Origin of the sequence: Kitasatospora mediocidica KCTC 9733 (assembly GCF_000744225.1) — a bacterium.
Taxonomy (GTDB): Bacteria; Actinomycetota; Actinomycetes; order Streptomycetales; family Streptomycetaceae; genus Kitasatospora; species Kitasatospora mediocidica.
In genome coordinates this window covers 362,087-379,733 of record NZ_JQLN01000007.1, presented here as the reverse complement: position 1 = coordinate 379,733, position 17,647 = coordinate 362,087, and the positions used below count along the sequence as shown (strand labels likewise).

The 17,647-nt window shown below is 75.5% G+C and carries 18 protein-coding genes; 14 read left to right on the top strand and 4 right to left on the bottom strand.

Going from position 1 to position 17,647, the window contains the following annotated elements; all coding sequences use genetic code 11:
- The first annotated feature begins 34 nt into the window (after positions 1-34).
- From BS80_RS32100 to BS80_RS32055, 10 genes are all read left to right on the top strand, one after another.
- Positions 35-1,186 carry an NAD(P)/FAD-dependent oxidoreductase gene (locus BS80_RS32100; protein WP_035804771.1) on the top strand — a complete coding sequence of 384 codons (1,152 nt, stop codon included), beginning with the start codon at positions 35-37 and terminating at the stop codon, positions 1,184-1,186.
- 72 nt (positions 1,187-1,258) lie between these two features.
- Positions 1,259-1,573 carry a (2Fe-2S)-binding protein gene (locus BS80_RS32095; RefSeq protein WP_035804770.1) on the top strand — a complete coding sequence of 105 codons (315 nt, stop codon included), beginning with the start codon at positions 1,259-1,261 and terminating at the stop codon, positions 1,571-1,573.
- Complete coding sequence (locus BS80_RS32090) at positions 1,554-2,984, top strand: FAD/NAD(P)-dependent oxidoreductase (RefSeq protein WP_083975607.1); 1,431 nt, start codon at positions 1,554-1,556, stop codon at positions 2,982-2,984. Before BS80_RS32095 ends, BS80_RS32090 begins: the two co-directional genes overlap by 20 nt.
- A gap of 131 nt (positions 2,985-3,115) precedes the next feature.
- Complete coding sequence (locus BS80_RS32085) at positions 3,116-3,979, top strand: dihydrodipicolinate synthase family protein (protein ID WP_051967705.1); 864 nt, start codon at positions 3,116-3,118, stop codon at positions 3,977-3,979.
- Between the two features lie 55 nt (positions 3,980-4,034).
- On the top strand, positions 4,035-5,036 hold the full coding sequence (locus BS80_RS32080; protein ID WP_035804768.1) for a proline racemase family protein: 1,002 nt from the start codon (positions 4,035-4,037) through the stop codon (positions 5,034-5,036).
- Positions 5,033-6,412: an aldehyde dehydrogenase family protein gene (locus BS80_RS32075; RefSeq protein WP_035804766.1), complete on the top strand. Its 1,380-nt coding sequence runs from the start codon at positions 5,033-5,035 to the stop codon at positions 6,410-6,412. The genes BS80_RS32080 and BS80_RS32075 overlap by 4 nt, the downstream gene beginning before the upstream one ends.
- Positions 6,409-7,386, top strand: coding sequence for a proline racemase family protein (locus BS80_RS32070; protein ID WP_198045677.1), 978 nt, complete (start codon positions 6,409-6,411; stop codon positions 7,384-7,386). The genes BS80_RS32075 and BS80_RS32070 overlap by 4 nt, the downstream gene beginning before the upstream one ends.
- Before the next feature lie 30 nt (positions 7,387-7,416).
- Positions 7,417-8,367 (top strand): ornithine cyclodeaminase family protein, encoded by a 951-nt coding sequence (locus tag BS80_RS32065; RefSeq protein ID WP_232246733.1) that lies wholly within the window; start codon positions 7,417-7,419, stop codon positions 8,365-8,367.
- Positions 8,368-8,492: 125 nt separating this feature from the next.
- On the top strand, positions 8,493-9,203 hold the full coding sequence (locus BS80_RS32060) for a GntR family transcriptional regulator (RefSeq protein WP_035804765.1): 711 nt from the start codon (positions 8,493-8,495) through the stop codon (positions 9,201-9,203).
- 94 nt (positions 9,204-9,297) lie between these two features.
- Entirely contained in the window at positions 9,298-9,894 is a 597-nt protein-coding gene (locus tag BS80_RS32055) for a Uma2 family endonuclease (protein ID WP_035804763.1), read from the top strand.
- A gap of 3 nt (positions 9,895-9,897) precedes the next feature.
- On the opposite strand, the gene BS80_RS32050 is transcribed toward BS80_RS32055, so the two are convergent.
- Positions 9,898-10,602 (bottom strand): ABC transporter ATP-binding protein, encoded by a 705-nt coding sequence (locus BS80_RS32050; protein ID WP_035804761.1) that lies wholly within the window; start codon positions 10,600-10,602, stop codon positions 9,898-9,900.
- On the bottom strand, positions 10,599-11,669 hold the full coding sequence (locus tag BS80_RS32045) for an FtsX-like permease family protein (RefSeq protein WP_035804759.1): 1,071 nt from the start codon (positions 11,667-11,669) through the stop codon (positions 10,599-10,601). Before BS80_RS32045 ends, BS80_RS32050 begins: the two co-directional genes overlap by 4 nt.
- A gap of 188 nt (positions 11,670-11,857) precedes the next feature.
- On the opposite strand from BS80_RS32045, the gene BS80_RS32040 reads away from it, so the two are divergent.
- Positions 11,858-13,129, top strand: coding sequence for a sensor histidine kinase (locus BS80_RS32040; RefSeq protein ID WP_332262213.1), 1,272 nt, complete (start codon positions 11,858-11,860; stop codon positions 13,127-13,129).
- Positions 13,126-13,767 carry a response regulator gene (locus tag BS80_RS32035; protein ID WP_035804757.1) on the top strand — a complete coding sequence of 214 codons (642 nt, stop codon included), beginning with the start codon at positions 13,126-13,128 and terminating at the stop codon, positions 13,765-13,767. Before BS80_RS32040 ends, BS80_RS32035 begins: the two co-directional genes overlap by 4 nt.
- Positions 13,768-13,812: 45 nt before the next feature.
- On the opposite strand, the gene BS80_RS32030 is transcribed toward BS80_RS32035, so the two are convergent.
- Positions 13,813-14,730, bottom strand: coding sequence for a hypothetical protein (locus BS80_RS32030; RefSeq protein ID WP_035804756.1), 918 nt, complete (start codon positions 14,728-14,730; stop codon positions 13,813-13,815).
- 120 nt (positions 14,731-14,850) lie between these two features.
- Here BS80_RS32030 and BS80_RS32025 point away from each other — a divergent pair, with 120 nt between their 5' ends.
- The gene (locus BS80_RS32025) at positions 14,851-15,903 is read left to right on the top strand and encodes a nitronate monooxygenase (RefSeq protein ID WP_035804755.1); all 1,053 of its coding nucleotides are present in this window, start codon (positions 14,851-14,853) and stop codon (positions 15,901-15,903) included.
- 34 nt (positions 15,904-15,937) lie between these two features.
- Positions 15,938-16,093: a helix-turn-helix domain-containing protein gene (locus tag BS80_RS43680; RefSeq protein ID WP_332262212.1), complete on the top strand. Its 156-nt coding sequence runs from the start codon at positions 15,938-15,940 to the stop codon at positions 16,091-16,093.
- A gap of 33 nt (positions 16,094-16,126) precedes the next feature.
- On the opposite strand, the gene BS80_RS32015 is transcribed toward BS80_RS43680, so the two are convergent.
- Complete coding sequence (locus BS80_RS32015) at positions 16,127-17,599, bottom strand: aminopeptidase P family protein (RefSeq protein WP_051967484.1); 1,473 nt, start codon at positions 17,597-17,599, stop codon at positions 16,127-16,129.
- Positions 17,600-17,647 lie beyond the last annotated feature (48 nt).

Genomic DNA, 17,647 nt, shown 5'->3' with positions numbered 1-17,647 from the left:
TGGCAGTGCGTTGGCAATGTGACATATTACTGACGTGCTCACGAGACCTTCTCACGACGTCGTGGTGATCGGCGCCGGCGTCGTCGGTGCCGCCTGCGCGTACTACGCAGCCGAGGCCGGCCTGTCGGTCGCCGTGGTCGACCGCGGCCCGGTGGCCGGCGGGACCACCGGCGCCGGCGAGGGCAACCTGTTGCTCTCCGACAAGGAACCCGGACCCGAGCTCGACCTCGCCCTGCTCTCCTCCCGGCTCTGGACCGAGCTCGCGGGCCGGCTCCCGGCAGCCGTCGAGTACGAGCCCAAGGGCGGCCTGGTGGTCGCCTCGGACCCGCGGCGGCTGGAGGCCCTGCGGGCCTTCGCGGCCGGCCAGGCGGCCGCCGGGGTGAAGGCCGAGGAGGTGGCGGGCGAGCGGCTGCGCGAGCTGGAGCCGCACCTGGCCCCGGGCCTGGCCGGCGGCTTCCACTACGCCCAGGACGCCCAGGTCCAGCCCGCGCTGGCGGCCGCCCATCTGCTGCGGGCCGCCCGGCAGCGCGGCGCCGAGCTCTACCTGGGCGAGGCCGTCACCGGGCTGCCGACCGGGCCCGGCGGTGCCGTGCGCGGTGTGCGCACGGCGCGCCGGGAGCTGGCGGCCGGCGCGGTGGTCAACGCGGCCGGCACCTGGGGCGGCGAGCTCGCGGCGCTGGCCGGGGTCAACCTGCCGGTGCTGCCCAGGCGCGGGTTCGTGCTGGTCACCGAGCCGCTGCCACGGGTGGTGCGGCACAAGGTGTACGCCGCCGACTACGTCGCCGACGTGGCCAGCGGCTCGGCCGCCCTGCAGACCTCGGCCGTCGTCGAGGGCACGCCCTCCGGGCCGGTGCTGATCGGCGCCAGCCGCGAGCGGGTCGGCTTCGACCGGACGCTCTCGCCCGAGGTGCTGCGCCGGCTGGCCGCGCAGGCCGCCGAGCTCTTCCCGGTCCTGGCCCGGGTCCGGGTGCTGCGGGCCTACCGCGGCTTCCGGCCCTACCTGCCGGACCACCTGCCCGCGATCGGCGCCGACCCGCGTGCGCCGGGCCTGTACCACGCCTGCGGCCACGAGGGCGCGGGGATCGGGCTGGCGCCCGCCACCGGACTGCTGATCGCCCGGCAGCTGACCGGCGCGCGGCCCGACCTGGACCTCGCCCCGTTCCGGCCCGACCGCTTCCCGGCCTGAGCCCGCACGCCCCCACGCCCGCCACGCCCGCCACCCGCTCGCCCCCACGCCCGCTCGCAGAACGGATCAGCCATGCGTCGCACCCCCGCCGCACTGGTCGAGGCCGACCCCGGCCCGGCCCACACCATCGAGTTCGACGGCCGTCCGGTCCCCGCGCTGGCGGGGCAGACCATCGCCGCCGCGCTCTGGGCCCAGGGCATCATGGCCTGGCGCACCACCCGGGTCGGCGGCCGCCCGCGCGGGGCGTTCTGCGGCATCGGCGCCTGCTTCGACTGCCTGGCCACCGTCAACGGCCGCCCCAACCAGCGCACCTGCCTGCTCCCGGCCCAGCCCGGCGACACCGTCACCACCCAGGAGGGCCACGGCCATGGCGACCTCGCCGTCTGAGCACGCAGAGCGCACAGAGCACGCTGACGACCCCGCCGGGTACGACCTGGCGGTGATCGGGGCCGGTCCGGCCGGACTGGCCGGGGCCGTGGCCGCCGCCGACCACGGCCTGCGTTGCGCGCTGCTGGACGCGGGCGCCCGTCCCGGCGGCCAGTACTACCGCCACCCGGCCCCCGCGCTGGGCGCCGCCCGTCCCGACCGGCTGCACCACCAGTGGTCCGTCTTCACCGGCCTCGCCGACCGGCTGGCCGCGCACGTGGCGGCCGGGCGGATCGTGCGGCTGGCCCACCACCACGTGTGGGCGGCCGAGGCAGGCGCCGAGTGGCGCTTGCACGCCGCGGTCGGCGCCGACTCCGCGGGGAGCGCCGTGATCCGGGCCAGGGCCGTGCTGCTGGCCACCGGCGCCTACGAGCGCCAGCTGCCGTTCCCCGGCTGGACGCTGCCGGGGGTGGTCACCGCGGGCGGCGCGCAGGCGATGCTCAAGTCCGGGCTGGTGCTGCCGGGCCGCCGGGTGGTGGTGGCCGGCAGCGGCCCGCTGCTGCTGGCGGCGGCCGCCTCGCTGACGGCCGCCGGCGCGGCGGTGCCGGCCGTCGTGGAGGCGGGGGACTACCTCGGCTACGCCCGCCGTCCGGGTGTGCTGGCGGCCGTCCCGGGCAAGCTGGTCGAGGGCGCGGTGCACGGCGCGGCGCTGGCCCGCCACGGCGTACGACTGCGCCGCTCCAGCGCGGTGGTCCAGGCACATGGCACGGACCGGGTGACCGGCGTGACGGTGGCGCGGCTGGACGCCCGCTGGCGTCCGCTGCCCGGGACCGAGCGCCGGATCGACTGCGACGCGCTGGCGGTCGGCCACGGGCTCGTCCCGCAGATCGAGCTGGCCACCGAACTGGGCGCCGCCACCCGTCCGGTGCCGGACGGCACGGTGGCGCTGCGCGTGGACGGCCACCAGCGCACCAGCGTGCCCGGGCTCTGGGCGGCGGGTGAGACCTGCGGCGTCGGCGGGGCCGAACTGGCCATCGCCGAGGGCGAGTCGGCGGCGCTGGCGATCGCCGGGGCGACGCCGCCCCGGGCGCTGCTGAGCCGGCGCCGGCGGCTGCGGGCGTTCGCCGAGCTGATGGCCGCCGCCCACCGGCCGGGCCCCGACTGGACGTCCTGGCTGCACCCGGACACCGAGGTCTGCCGCTGCGAGGAGGTCCCGGTCTCCGCCGTCCGGGAGGCCGTCGACGAGCTGGGCGCCGGGGACCCGCGCACCGTCAAGCTGCTCACCCGGGCCGGGATGGGCTGGTGCCAGGGCCGGATGTGCGGTCCGGCGGTGGCCTGTCTGTCCGGGGGCGGGGCGCAGGGCGCGGACAGCCGCCCGCTCTCCTGCCCGGTCCTGCTCGGCGAACTCGCCGCCGGTACGTCCGAGAACTGATCGTCCGTCACGAATGGCGCACGCAAGTGCTTGCGCCATTCGTCGAGCGCCTATAAAATGTCACACCTCACCAAGGAGATACTCTCGTGTCCAACGCCCTGAACGACCCCACCCGTCCGTGGCGCGGGATCATGGTCGCCACCACTCTCCCCCTGCGGGCCGACCGCTCGGTGGACTACGACGCCTACGCCGAGCACGTCCGCTGGCTGATCGACTCCGGCTGTGACGGCGTCGTCCCCAACGGCTCGCTCGGGGAGTACCAGACCCTCACCGACGCGGAGCGCGCCAAGGTCGTGCACACCGCGGTCGAGGCGGCCGGCGACGGCGCGCGGGTGATGCCCGGGGTCGCCGCGTACGGCAGCGCCGAGTCGAAGCGCTGGACCGAGCAGGCCGCCGACGCCGGCGCCGGCTCCGTCCTGCTGCTGCCGCCGAACGCCTACCGGGCGGACGCCGCCACCGTGCGCGCCCACTACGCCGAGGTGGCCGCTGTCGGCCTGCCGGTGGTGGCGTACAACAACCCGTTCGACACCAAGGTCGACCTGGTGCCCGAGCTGCTGGCGGCGCTGCACGGCGACGGCAGCATCGTGGCGGTCAAGGAGTTCAGCGGTGACGTCCGGCGCGCCTACGAGATCGCCGAGCTGGCCCCGGGCCTGGACCTGCTGATCGGCGCGGACGACGTGCTGCTGGAGCTGGCGCTGGCCGGCGCGGTCGGCTGGATCGCCGGCTACCCCAACGCCCTGCCGCAGGCCTCGGTCGCGCTCTACCGGGCCGCCGTCGCCCACGACCTGGCCACCGCGCTGCCGCTCTACAAGGCGCTGCACTCGCTGCTGCGCTGGGACTCCAAGACCGAGTTCGTCCAGGCGATCAAGCTCTCCATGGACATCGCCGGCCGCCCCGGCGGTCCCACCCGCGCCCCGCGCGCCCCGCTCGCCCCCGAGACCGAGGCCGCCGTGCGCGCCGCCACCGAGAAGGCCCTCGCCGAGGGCCTGCGCTGATTTCCCGTCGGGCCGGCCGTCGGGGCCGGCCCGACCTTCCGACGAAGGGGCACCGATGCGCACCCGCCACGTCTTCCACGCCGTCGACTCGCACACCGAGGGCATGCCCACCCGGGTGATCACCGGCGGCTTCGGCGTCATCCCCGGCGCCACCATGGCCGAGCGCCGCACGCACTTCCAGCAGAACCTGGACCACTTCCGCACGCTGCTGATGTACGAGCCGCGCGGCCACGCGGCGATGAGCGGCGCGATCCTGCAGCCGCCCACCCGCCCGGACGCCGACTTCGGCGTGCTCTTCATCGAGGTCTCCGGCCTGCTGCCGATGTGCGGGCACGGCACGATCGGGGTGGCCACCGTCCTGGTGGAGACCGGCATGGTCCCGGTCGTCGAGCCGGTCACCACGGTCCGCCTGGACACTCCCGCCGGGCTGGTCGTCGCCGAGGTGCAGGTGAAGGACGGCGCGGCCACGGCGGTGACGATCCGCAACGTGGCCTCCTTCGCGGTCGCCCTCGACCGCAAGATCGAGGTCCCCGGCCACGGCACGGTCCGCTACGACCTGGCGTACGGCGGCAACTTCTACGCCATCCTGCCGCTGGCCGAGTTCGGGATCCCCTTCGAGCGCGAGCGCAAGCAGGAGATCCTGCAGGCGGGCCTGGCGCTGATGGACGCGATCAACGAGGCCGAGCGTCCGGTGCACCCCGAGGACCCGTCCTTCCACAGCTGCCACCACGTCAACCTGCTGGCCCCCGGCTCCACCGCCGAGCACTCCCGGCACGCGATGGCCATCCACCCCGGCTGGTTCGACCGCTCGCCGTGCGGCACCGGCACCTCCGCCCGGATGGCCCAGCTGCACGCCCGCGGCGAGTTGCCGATCGGCCGCGACTTCGTCAACGAGTCGTTCATCGGCACCAGCTTCACCGGCCGCCTGGTCGAGGAGACCTCGGTGGCCGGCCTGCCCGCCGTGGTGCCCACCGTCACCGGCCGGGCCTGGGTGACCGGCACGGCCCAGTACTTCCTCGACCCGCGCGACCCGTTCCCCGGAGGCTTTCTACTGTGACCGTCATCTCGTACAACCCCGCCGACCCCGCCGATCTGGTCGTCGAGGTCCGGGCGCCCGGCGCGTTCGGCACCGCCGCGGCCGTCGAGCGGGCCCGGGCCGCGCAGCCCGGCTGGCTCGCGGCCGGTGCGGCGGCCCGTTCTGCGGCGCTGGGCCGGGCCGCCGACGCCGTCGAGGCGCATGCCGACGAACTGGCCGCGCTGACCGTCCGCGAGGTGGGCAAGCCGATCGCCGAGGCGCGCGGCGAGGTCGCCCGGACCGCCGCGATCCTGCGCTACTACGCCCAGGCGCCGTACGCGCCGACGGGTGCCGTGCACGAGCCGGCGGCCGGCCCGGGCCTGCTGCTGACCCGTCGCCGCCCGCACGGCGTGGCCGGCCTGATCACCCCGTGGAACTTCCCGCTGGCCATCCCGGTCTGGAAGGCCGCGCCCGCGCTGGCCACCGGCAACACCGTCGTGCTCAAGCCGGCGCCCGAGGCGACCGCCTGCGCGCTGCGGCTGGCCGAACTGCTCGACCTGCCCGCCGACGTGCTCACCGTCCTGCCGGGCGGCGCGGAGGAGGGCGGCGCGCTGGTCTCGGCCGCCGACGTGGTCTCCTTCACCGGATCGACCGCCACCGGCGCCGCCGTCATCGCCGCCGCCACCGCGCGCGGCATCCCGGTGCAGGCCGAGATGGGCGGGCTGAACGCGGCGCTGGTGCTGCCGGACGCCGACATCGAGCAGGCCGCCGCCCACCTGGCCGCCGCGATCGCCGGCTACGCGGGCCAGAAGTGCACCGCCACCAGCAAGGTGATCGCCGTCGGCGAGGCCTACCAGCCGCTGCGCGAGGCACTGGCCAAGGCGCTGTCCGCGCTGTCGGCCGCCGACCCGGCGCTGCCCGGCACCGCCTGCGGCCCGGTGATCTCGCAGGCCGCGCTGGACCGGCTGGCCGGGGCGGTCGGCTCGGCCCGCGCGGCCGGGGCCACCGTGCTGGCCGGCGGCGAACGCCCGGACCGGGAGGGCTGGTTCATCGAGCCGACGCTGCTGGCCGAGGTGCCGCCGGAGCACCCGCTGCTGGCCGAGGAGTTCTTCGGCCCGGTCGCGGTCCTGCTGGCCGCCGCCGACCTGGACGAGGCGATCGCCCTCGCCAACAGCACCCGGCACACGCTGGCCACCTCCGTGCACACCCGGAGCCTGGACACCGCGCTGGCCGTCGCCGACCGCCTGGACGCCGGGATGATCCGGGTCAACGCGCCCTCCAGCGGCGTCGACTTCCACCTGCCGTTCGGCGGGGCCAAGGCCGCCTCGTACGGCGCGCGCGAGCAGGGTCAGGCCGCGCTCGACTTCTACACCGCCGGCCGCACCGTCAGCCTGCTGCCCGCCGGAGACCTGCGGTGATCGTCGAGACGGTGGACTACCACACGGCCGGCGAGCCGTTTCGGATCGTCACCGCGGGCCTGCCGCCGGTCGCCGGTGACACGGTGGCCGAGCGGCGGGCGATCGCCATCGGGGCGGGCGGGAGCGCGACCGCGCCGCGGCCGGGCCGGCTGGACGAGGTGCGCCGGCTGCTGACCCGCGAGCCGCGCGGGCACCCGGGGATGTACGGCGGGTTCGTGGTGCCGCCGGACGACAGCGAGGCGCACCTCGGGGTGCTGTTCTGGCACAAGGACGGCTACTCGACGGCCTGCGGCCACGGCACCATCGCGCTCGGAGCCTGGGCCGTGGACAGCGGGCTGGTGGCGGCCCCCGACGACGGCGAGGCCAGGGTGCGGATCGACGTGCCCTCGGGACGGGTCACCGCGGTGGTGCACCGCGCCGGCGGGCGCACCACCGCGGTCACCTTCCGCAACGTGCCGACGGCCGTCCTCGCCCGCAAGGTGCCCGTCGCGACCTCGCGCGGCACCGTGCAGGTGGACCTCGCGGACTCCGGCGCCGTCTACGCCTCGCTCGCGGTGCCCTCGGTCGACCCGGCCGCCCTGGCGGAGTTGACCGCGCTGGGACGGGAGGTCCGCGCCGCGCTGCTACCGGCGTACGACCTCTACGGGGTGATCCTCCACCAGGAGCTGCCCGACACCCCGTCAGGGCCCAGCCAGCGCAATGTGACCGTCTTCGCCGACGGCCAGATCGACCGCTCCCCGTGCGGGTCCGGCACCTCCGCCCGGCTGGCCCTGCTGGCCGCCGACGGGCGGCTCGGGCCGGGGGAGGAGCTGCGGCACGAGTCCGTGATCGGCACGGTGATGACCGGCCGGGTGGTCGGGCAGCACCCGCGCGGCGTGCTCACCGAGGTCACCGGCCAGGCCTACCGTACGGGGGAGCACCGCTTCGTCCTGGACCCGCTGGACGAGCTCGGCACGGGGTTCCTCCTGGTGTGAGCAAGAGCCTGGTCAGGGCTTCCTCGCGCTGTGGACCACCACCTCACCGATCGGATCATCATGACGCCCGACCAGCCGCTCTCCTGGCTTCCCGTCGACCTCACACCCGTCGAGGCCGCGGCGGCCGTCGCGAAGGTGCTGCGCGAGGGACTCGACCCCGAGCGGTGCCCGGCCCGCAGCAACGTGCGGGTGCCGGCCGGCGAGCTGCTGATGATGCCGGCCGCCACCGCCGACTACGCGGGCGTGAAGATCGCGGGCGTGGCCCCCGCCAACCCCGCCCGCGGCCTGCCCCGGATCACCGGCAGCTACCTGCTGCTGGACGGCCCGACGCTGCGGCCGCTCGCGCTGCTGGACGGCGCCGCGCTCACCGCGCTGCGCACGCCCGCCGTCACCGCCGTCGCGCTGGACGTGCTGGCCGAGCCCGGCGCCGCGCACCTGGTGCTGTTCGGCGCCGGGCCCCAGGCGTACGGGCACCTGGACGCGCTGGCGGCGATCCGCCCGCTGGAGCGCGTCACCGTCGTCGCCCGGCGCCCAGGACCGGCGCGGGAGCTCGTCGCGTACGCCGAGGCCCGCGGCCTGACGGCGGACGCCGGCGCCCCCGACGCGGTGGCCGCAGCCGACCTGGTGGTCTGCTGCACCACCTCCGCCGAGCCGCTCTTCGACGGCGCGCTCGTCCCCGACCACGCCGCGGTCGCCGCCGTCGGCTCGCACGACCCGGCCGGCCGCGAGACGGACGGCGCCCTGGTGCGCCGCGCCACCTGCTACGTCGAGTCCCGCGACGTCGCCCTGCGCGAGGCGGGCGACCTGCTGCTGGCCCGCGCCGAGGGCGCCACCCCGGGCCCCGGGCAGTGGCACAATCTGGCTGAACTGGTCACCGGCCGGGCGCCGGTGCCGCAGGGCCGTCCGCGCTTCTTCAAGAGCGTCGGGATGGCCTGGCAGGACCTCGCGGTGGCGGCGGAGCTGCATCGCCGGTCGCGCTGACGCCCGTGGCGTCCCCGGGCGTTCCTTGAAAGTCGGACCATCGCGGTGGACGAATATCGGCATGGTGGATGATCAAAGAAACGTGACATTGTACGCTGGTCTTCCGTACCGTTCGGAGGATCGCAGTGACCGAGTCGAAGCCCCGCACCCTCATCTCCGTTCAGGAGCGCCTGCGCGACCAGGTCGCGCACGCGCTGCGTGCCGCGCTGATCTCGGGGGAGCTGCGCCCCGGAGCCGTCTACTCCGCCCCCGCGCTCGCCGCCGACTTCGGCGTCTCGGCCACCCCGGTCCGTGAGGCGATGCTCGACCTGGCCCGCGAGGGACTGGTCGAGGCCGTCCGCAACAAGGGGTTCCGGGTCACCGAGGTGACCGAGCGCGACCTGGACGACTTCACCGAGATCCGCGCGCTGATCGAGGTCCCCACGGTCGGCCGGGTCACCCGCTCCGCCACCCGCGAGCAGCTGGAGGAGCTGCGGCCGGTCGCCCAGCAGATCGTGGTGGCCGCCCGTGAGCACGACCTGATCGGCTACCTGGAGGCCGACCGGCAGTTCCACCTCACCCTGCTCGCCCTGGCCGGCAACACCCGCCTGGTCGAGGTGGTCGGCGACCTGCGCAAGCGCTCCCGCCTCTACGGCCTGACCCGCCTCGACGAGCGCGGCGACCTGGTCTCCTCCGCCGAGGAGCACCTGGAACTGCTCGACATCATGCTCACCGGCGACGCCCCCGCCGCCGAGGCCTGCATGTCCCGTCACCTGGGCCACATCCGCTCGCTGTGGGCCGAGGGCCGCGAGCTGCCCCCGGAGGAGAAGACGGCGCTGCGTCTGCGGGCGCGTTGAGGTAGCCCGTCCGGGTGACGCGCGGGAATCCGGCCCCGGAGGGGGAAGGCGTTCTACGATGATGGTCTCGACATCGGCAGCCAGGAGGAACTCCATGTCCGCCGCAGCGATTGAGCAGCCCACCGAGCAGCTGAGCCTGCTTGAAGCCGCTGACCTGATCTCCAGCCGGCTGGCCGGTTATCGCGTCGAGATCATCGGGAGCCAGATCACCGTGACGCCGCCCGCCGACGGTCCGCACGGCCGTTCCCTGACCCGCATCATGAAGCCCTTCATGGCGGCCGGTCTGGATGAGGGGGAGACCGAGCTGATCCAGGCCATCGGGGTATGGCTTCCCGACGGGCCGTCGGACTACGCGATTCCCGACCTGGCGCTGGTCGATGCCGACTTCGAGGACCACCCCGGCAAACTCAACTGTTACGACCCGGCGGTCTTCCGCCTGGTGGTCGAGGTCACCTCCTCCAACCACCAGACCGACCTCAAGACGAAGCCCGCCGTCTACGCCTCCGCCGGCATCCCCGTCTACCTGATCGTCGACCGCAGGAACCGACGCGTCATGGTCCTCACCGACCCCGAGGACGGCGAGTACCGGGTGCACGCCGTCCACCACCCCGGGAAGCGTTTCACCCTGCCCGAGAGCATCGGCGCCGTCGTCGAGATCGATGTCGACAGCGTGCTCGGGCCCGCCAAGTAACCGTCAGCCGGCCGGGGTCAACCGGCCGTCGTGCATGTCCAGGACCCGGTCGACCCGGCCGAGCAGGTCGCGGTCGTGGGTGACCATGACAGTGGCCGTGCGGTGGGTGCGGGTGACCTCGGCCAGCAGGTCGACGATCTGGGCGCCGCGCTCGTGGTCCAGGGCCGAGGTCGGCTCGTCCACCAGGAGGACGGACGGGCGGCCGAAGAGCGCGCGGGCGATGTTGACCCGCTGGCGTTCGCCGCCGGAGAGCTGGTGCGGGCGGCGGTGCTGCTTGGAGCCGGTCAGGCCGACCGAGGAGAGCAGGTCACCCGCCCGGTCCCGGGCCTCGCGCACCCGCCCGCCGCGGACGTCCTCCAGGACGAGCAGCTGCTCCACCGCCGTCAGCGAGGCCAGCAGGTTGGACTGCTGGAAGACGATGCCCAGGCGGTCGCGGCGCAGCGCGGTGCGGGCCCGCTCGCCGAGGGCGCCGGCGTCCTGACCGTCTATCACCACCTGCCCGCTGTCGGGGCGCAGCAGTGTGGCCGCCACCGCCAGCAGGCTCGACTTGCCGGAGCCCGAGGGCCCGGCCACGGCCGTGAACTCGCCGGGGGCCACCTCCAGGGTGACGTGGTCCAGCGCGGTGAGCCGGCTCTCGCCGTCGGGGTAGGTCAGGGTGACGTCGAGCAGGGCGAGTCCGGTGCGGGTGTGGACCAGGGTGTCGGTCATCGGTTGGCTCCCAGGGCGGCGATCGGGTCGACGGAGGTGATGCGGCGTACGGCCAGCGCGGCGCCGACCAGGCCGAGCAGGACCATCGCCGTCACCGGCACGGCCACGCTGGAGAGGCTCAGTTCGAACGGCACCCCGTTGGAGGCGATCAGTCCGCCCACCGCGCCCGCCGCCCCGCCCAGGACGGCGCCGCCCAGCAGGACGGTCGCGGCCTGGGCGAGGGCGTCGCGCACCAGGTAGGCGCTGCTCGCGCCGACCGCCTTGAGCACCGCGATGTCGGGCTTGCGCTGCACGGTCCAGACGGTGAAGAAGGCCCCGACCACCAGGGCGCTGACCGCGAACAGGAAGCCCTGGATCATCTGCAGGCTGCCCTGTTCGGCGGAGTACCCGTCGATGCCGGCCGTGGCGTCGCCCAGCGCGACGGTGTCGGTGTTCTGCGCCGCGTCCAGGGCGCCGGTGCCCGCGCCGCCGCCGACCAGCGCGAGCGCGGTGGGCTGGGTCTGACCGCTGACGCCCTGCCAGCCGGCCGGCGTGGTCCAGACGGTCGGGGCGTGCGCGTAGGAGCGGGAGGCGGTGATGCCGGAGACGGTGAGCGTGCTCGGGCCGACCCTGACCTGCGAGCCGACCACCAGGTGGTAGGCGGCCGCGGTGTCGGCGCCGACCGCGACCTGCCCGTCCTGCGGCGCGCCGCCGCTGCTCAGCGGCGGCAGCAGGGCGGCCGGCGCGCCGAGCACACTGACCGAGGCGGCGGCGCCGTCCGCCGTCAGCCGGGTCATCGAGATGCCCAGCGGCGCCGCCGTCCGCACGCCGGGGGCGGCGGCCCAGGCGGCCTGCTGGGCGGGCGAGACGGTGCTGTTGCTGAACGAGACGCTCGGCGAGGCCCCGGTCGGGGCCGCGAAGACGATCCGGTCGACCGGCAGCCCGGCGACGGCCGAGGACGCGGCGGAGGAGAGCCCGCCGGTCAACCCGTAGAGGAAGACGACGAGCGTGGTGATCAGCGTGACCACGGCGCCCATCAGGGCGAAGCGGCCCTTGGCGAAACGGATGTCACGCAGGGCGACGAACACGGTGAGCCCTTCTGGCGGCTGGGGTGAGGGAGCGGGGCGTGCTCCTCCACTCTGTCGGGCGCGCGGGCCGGTGCCATCGGGGAGAGGAGCGGGTCCGGGGCCCACCGTGCGATGCACCCGCGAATCCACCGAACGGTTGATGCCGGACCGAGTGGATCAGCCCGGCCGGGCCCGTACCCTCGGAAGGCGTGAGCCGTACCGAGAGACCGACCCCCGACGCGACCGACGACGCCGTCGGCCATTCTGCGAACACCCCGGCCCTGCGGCTGATGAACCTCGCCCTGCACGGGCTGTTCTTCACCCTCCTGGTGGTGCTCGTGGTCCGCGGTCTGCTGGACGGCGCGCTCGGGGCCGCCGGGCTGGTCACCGCCGGCGCGCTGGCCGCCGTCTACGCGGCGGGCGGCCTGGCCGAGCGGATCAGGACGGACCGGCTGTGGGCGGGCCTCTGGCTGGGCGCGGTGGTCGTGCTGTGGGCCGGGCTCACCCTGCTCCACCCGGAGTTCTGCTACCTGGTCTTCCCGCTCTACTTCGTCTGCCTGCACCTGATGCCGGTGCGCTGGGCCCTCCCGTCCGTCGCCGCGCTGACCGTGGTCGTGGTGGCGGCCCAGGCGGGGACGGAGGGCGGGCTCACCACGCCCAAGGTGCTCGGCCCGCTGGCCGGGCTGGCCGTCGCGCTGCTCACCGCCTACGGCTACGCCGCGCTCTACCGGGAGGGCCGCGAGCGGCAGCGGCTGATCGACGACCTGGTCAGCACCCGCGACGCGCTGGCGGCCAGTCAACGCGAGGCCGGCCGGCTGGCCGAGCGCCAGCGGCTGGCCCGGGAGATCCACGACACCCTCGCCCAGGGGCTCTCCAGCATCGTGCTGCTGGCCCGCTCCGCCGACGCGGCGCTGCCGGGCGACCCGGCGACCGCCGCGAGCCGGATCCGCGAGGTGGGGCAGACCGCCTCCGAGAACCTCGCCGAGGCGCGCCGCTTCGTCCAGGCGCTGACCCCGCCCGCGCTGGACGACGCCACCCTCACCGAGGCGCTGCGGCGCCTGGCGGCCGGGCCGGGTGCGGCCTTCCAGCTGGACGGCGAGCCGTACCCGCTGCCGGTGGAGGCCGAGGTCGCGCTGCTGCGGCTGACCCAGGAGGCGCTGGCCAACGCGGTGCGGCACGCCCGGGCCCGGCAGATCGCGGTGACCCTGACCTACCTGGACGACGAGGTGACCTTGGACGTGTTCGACGACGGCGTGGGCTTCGACCCGCAGACCGTCCCCCGCGGGGCCCGGCCCACCTTCGGGCTGCACGGCATGCACGAGCGGATCGCCGCGCTCGGCGGCAGCCTGACGGTGGAGTCCGCGCCGGGCGAGGGGACGGCGGTGGCGGCCTCGCTGCCGCTGCGCGCGGTGGTGACGGCGGAGAACGTGCTGACCGAGCCGGCCGCCGACGTCCGCGGGAGCGCGGCGGTGGCGCGGTGATCCGGGTGCTGCTGGTGGACGACCACCCGGTGGTCCGGCGCGGCCTGCGCGCCATGGTGGACGACCTGGCGGAGCTGGAGGCGGTCGGCGAGGCGTCCGACGGCGCGCAGGCGCTGCGTGTACTGGCCGAGCTGGCGGAGCGCGGGACCCGGCCCGACGTGGTGCTGATGGACCTGCAGATGGGCACCGGCATGCACGGTGTGGAGGCGACCCGGCGGATCACCGCGCTGCCCGACCCGCCCGCCGTCCTGATCCTCACCACCTACAGCACGGACGCCGACATCCTGGCCGCCGTCGAGGCCGGCGCGACCGGCTACCTGCTCAAGGACGCGCTGCCCGAGGACGTGGTGGCGGCGGTCCAGGCCGCCGCCCGGGGCGAGACGGTGCTCGCGCCGCCCGTCGCCGCCCGGCTGTTGGGGCGGGTGCGGGCGGGGCGGCCGACCCTCTCGCCCCGGGAGGGGCAGATCCTGCGGCTGCTCGCGGAGGGGCTGGCGAACCGGCAGATCTCCAAGCGGCTCTTCATCAGCGAGGCCACCGTCAAGACCCACCTGGTGCACATCTACGACAAGCTCGGCGTGGACAGCCGCACCGCGGCGATCGCGGCCGGGCTGAGCAGCGGCCTGATCCGGCCGGTGTGAGGCCGGTGCTGCCGTGAGGGCGGTGCTGTCTCAGTGCTGAGGTGATCAGCAGACCGGGACCAGCACGGTCAGCGTGAACGCGTGCGGGTCCGGGTTGGCCGGGGCCTGCTGGGTGATCGTCACCGGGATGCTGGTGCCCGGCACGGCGGCCGGGTCCACCTGGATGGCGAAGCCGCGGTTGAAGGTGGACCAGGTGTTGTTCACGGTGTCCGGGCAGGTCGCGGTGGTCCCGTCGGCCGAGATCACGCACGCGCTGTACTCCGGGGCGGAGCTCAGGAAGGTCGAGCCGGCCGGCAGCTGGGCCACCACCTGGCCGCGCCACGGGTAGTCGGTGGACGGGCCGAGGTTGCGCTCGACGATCTCGAAGTCGGCGGGGTTGCCGGGGGCGGCCGGCTTCGGCGGGCGGTAGAGCTCCAGGACGCCGCTGGTGACCGGCGCGGTGAGGTCCAGCGTCCAGCTGCTGGTGCGGTCGGCGGGGTTCTGGTCGGGGGCCCAGTCCACCTCGGCGGTGCCGCCGGGGTAGCTCTTGGGGCCGGGCACGGTGGTCACCGTCTGCTCGTAGACGGTGTGGGTCTCGCAGCTGTCGGGAGCGAGGTTCTGGGCGACCGGGAAGCGGATCCAGTTCCACCCGCCGTCGATCGGACCGGTCTCGTAGGGCCCCGCGGTGAGTGCCAGGCTGGGGTCGGCGGGGCCGTTGACCACCAGCGTCGCCGAGGTGGGGGTCTCGGTGCCGTGGTTGCAGACCGTCACGAGCAGCGGGGCCACCGCGCCCGGTGCGGCCGGACCGACGGGCTGGACGCTGACCGAGAGGTCGCGGGCGAAGGCGTCGCGGTGCGTCGCCGGGGTGGCCCGGGTGACCGGGGTGCCGTGGGCGGCCGGAGCCGCCTGGGCGCTCGGGGCGAGGGCGAGCGGGAGGAACAGGGCGGCGGTCAGGCCGGCGGTCACGGGTGCGGGGATCCGCATGGGGTACTCCGGGGGTGGGGAGGGGCGAACGTCGTCGTTCGCTTGCGAACCTACGCACCCCGGGGGGCGCCCGCCCTGCGAACTACGCCGCGCCGGTGAGGCCGTGGGTAGGGTGGCGGGGTGTCCTCCTACGATGTCGACTTCGCCGGACTGACCGTGCCGATCATCGCCGCGCCGATGGCCGGCGGGGCCTCCACGCCGGAGCTGGTGGCGGCGGTGAACGCGGCCGGCGGCCTGGGCTTCCTGGCCGCGGGGTACCGCACGGCCGCCGCGATGTCCGAACAGATCGCGCGGATGCGTGTGCTGACGGACCGTCCGTTCGGCGTGAACCTCTTCGTCCCCTCGTCGCCCGGGGGTTCGGCGCACGCGGACCCGGCGGCGCTGCGGGCGTACCGGGCCGAGCTGCTGCCCGAGGCCGAGCGCTGGGGCGTCCAGCTCCCCGCCGAGTTCGCGGCGGACGACGACGACTGGGCGGGCAAGCTCGCGGCGCTGCTGGCCGACCCGGTCGCGGTGGTCTCCTACACCTTCGGCCTGCCGACCCGTCAGGAGGCGGACGCGCTGCGGGCGGTGGGGTCCGCGCAGGTCGCCACCGTCACCGGGCCGGACGAGGCGCGGGCGGCGGAGCTGGTCGGCGTGGACGCGCTCTGCGTCCAGGGGCCCGAGGCGGGCGGCCACCGGGGCACCCACCGGGTCGAGGACGAGCCGGGCGCACTGCCGTTGACGCAGCTGCTCGCGCGGGTCCGCGCCGTCACCGGCCTGCCGCTGATCGCCGCCGGCGGGCTGGGCACCGGCGCCGCCGTCGCCGACGTCCTGCGGGCGGGCGCGGTGGCGGCGCAGCTGGGCACGGCGTACCTGCTGGCGGACGAGGCCGGCACCTCCGCCACCCACCGCGCGGCGCTCACCGACCCGCGCTTCGGCGAGACGGTCGTCACCCGCGTCTTCACCGGCCGCCCGGCGCGCGGCCTGCGCAACGCCTTCATCGACCGCCACACCGGCCGCGCCCCGCACGCCTACCCCGAAGTCCACCACCTCACCCAGCCCCTGCGCGCCGCCGCCGCCCGCCGCGCCGACCCGCAGGCCCTCCACCTCTGGGCCGGCACCGCCCACGCCACCACCCGCCCGGGCCCGGCCGCCGCCATCACGGCCCGCCTGTGGCGCGAGGCCCGGGGGTAGCGGGGCGGTCGGCGGGGGCTGTTGTCATCGGGAGGTGGCGCGGTCGCTCGGGGTCAGCCAGGCGCGAGTGTCGCAGATCGAGCACGGTCAGGTGGACAGCCTGGAGACGCTGCGCGCCTACGCCGCCGTGCTCGGGGGCGAGGTGTCCGTGGTCGTCCGGCGTGGGCCGGTCACGGTGCAGGTGGCCTGACGGCCGTTGGCCCCCGCCCCCGGGGTGGGCTGCTCAGGAGAGCAGGGTGCCCATCCACTCCTCGATGGCGGGGGCGGTGCGGGGGAGGGCGGAGGACATCAGGTGGGCGCCGTCGGCGGTGATGACGAGGTCGTCCTCGATGCGGACGCCGATGCCGCGCAGTTCCAGGGGGAGGGTCTCGTCGTCGGGCTGGAGGTAGAGGCCGGGTTCGACGGTGAGGACCTGGCCCTCCTCCAGGACGCCGTCCAGGTAGGTGTCGGCGCGGGCCTTGGCGCAGTCGTGGACGTCCAGGCCGAGCATGTGGCCGCTGCTGCACAGGGTGTAGCGGCGGTAGAGGCCGCTGTCCTCCTGGAGGGCCTGCTCGGCGGGGATCCGCAGCACGCCCCAGTCGGCCAGGCCCTCGGCGATCACCCGCATCGCGGCGCGGTGGAAGTCGCGGAAGCTCGCGCCGGGGCGCAGAGCGGCGATGCCGGCGTCCTGGGCGGCCAGGACCAGGTCGTAGGCCTGGCGCTGGACGGGGGAGAAGGTGCCGCCGAGCGGGAGGGTGCGGGTGACGTCGGCGGTGTAGAGGGTGTCGGTCTCCACGCCGGCGTCCAGCAGCAGCAGCCGGCTGGGGTCGAGGGCGCCGTCGTTGCGGATCCAGTGCAGCACGCAGGCGTGGGCGCCGGAGGCGGCGATGGTCTGGTAGCCGGTGCCGTTGCCCTCGGCGCGGGCGCGCAGGTCGAAGACGCCCTCGATCCAGCGCTCGCCGCGCGGGTGGCGCAGGGCGGTGGGCAGGGCGCGCACGACGTCCTCGAAGCCGGCGGTGGTGTGGTCGACGGCCAGTTGGAGCTGGCCGATCTCCCAGGCGTCCTTGACCAGGCGCAGTTCGGAGAGCACGGCGGCCAGCCGGGCGTCCTGCGCGGCGGTGCCGGCGGCGGGGCGGGCGGTGTGGCCGTCCACTGCCGGGTCGACGCCGGCCAGCACCCGGGTGCCCGGCTGCGGGCCGGTCAGCAGCTTCTCCAGGTCGTCCAGGTGTTCCGCGCGCAGGCCGGTGAGCTGGGCGGCCTCGGAGAGGTCGGCGCGCCGGCCGACCCAGAACTCGCCGTAGCGGCGGTCGCGGTAGAACTCCGAGCCGGAGCGCGGTGAGCGCGGGCGCAGGTAGAGGATCGGCTCGTGGCCCTCGGGGCCGGTGGGCTCCAGGACCAGGACGTGGCCGACCTGGTCCTCGCCGCTGAGGCCGGTCAGCCAGGTGTAGGCGCTGTGCGGGCGGAAGCGGTGGTCGTCGTCGTTGCTGCGCACCCTGAGCTGTCCGGCGGGGACGACCAGCCGCTCGCCGGGGAAGGCGGTGGAGAGGCGGGCGCGGCGCGCCGGGGTCACCGCGTAGGCCGCGACGCGCTCGGTGGCCGGCAGCGGGGTGGCGGCCCAGGCGGTGGCCATGAAGGCGTCCAGGGCGGGGGAGACCGGGAGGTCGTGGCTGCCGATGTTGAGGGGTGGCGCGGCGCGGTGGGACGGCTGGGTGGTCACGGGGGCGGCTCCTGGAGTATCGCGGCTTTTGTCCGGCGCGGCCGGGCT

What these genes read in the sequence shown, in the direction of transcription:
- BS80_RS32055 (WP_035804763.1), top strand. Translation starts at nt 9,298, where the DNA reads ATGTCCGCCGCAGCGATTGAGCAGCCCACCGAGCAGCTGAGCCTGCTT.
- BS80_RS32085 (WP_051967705.1), top strand. Translation starts at nt 3,116, where the DNA reads ATGGTCGCCACCACTCTCCCCCTGCGGGCCGACCGCTCGGTGGACTAC.
- BS80_RS32090 (WP_083975607.1), top strand. Translation starts at nt 1,554, where the DNA reads ATGGCGACCTCGCCGTCTGAGCACGCAGAGCGCACAGAGCACGCTGAC.
- BS80_RS32050 (WP_035804761.1), bottom strand. Translation starts at nt 10,602, where the DNA reads ATGACCGACACCCTGGTCCACACCCGCACCGGACTCGCCCTGCTCGAC.
- BS80_RS32095 (WP_035804770.1), top strand. Translation starts at nt 1,259, where the DNA reads ATGCGTCGCACCCCCGCCGCACTGGTCGAGGCCGACCCCGGCCCGGCC.
- BS80_RS32030 (WP_035804756.1), bottom strand. Translation starts at nt 14,730, where the DNA reads ATGCGGATCCCCGCACCCGTGACCGCCGGCCTGACCGCCGCCCTGTTC.
- BS80_RS32080 (WP_035804768.1), top strand. Translation starts at nt 4,035, where the DNA reads ATGCGCACCCGCCACGTCTTCCACGCCGTCGACTCGCACACCGAGGGC.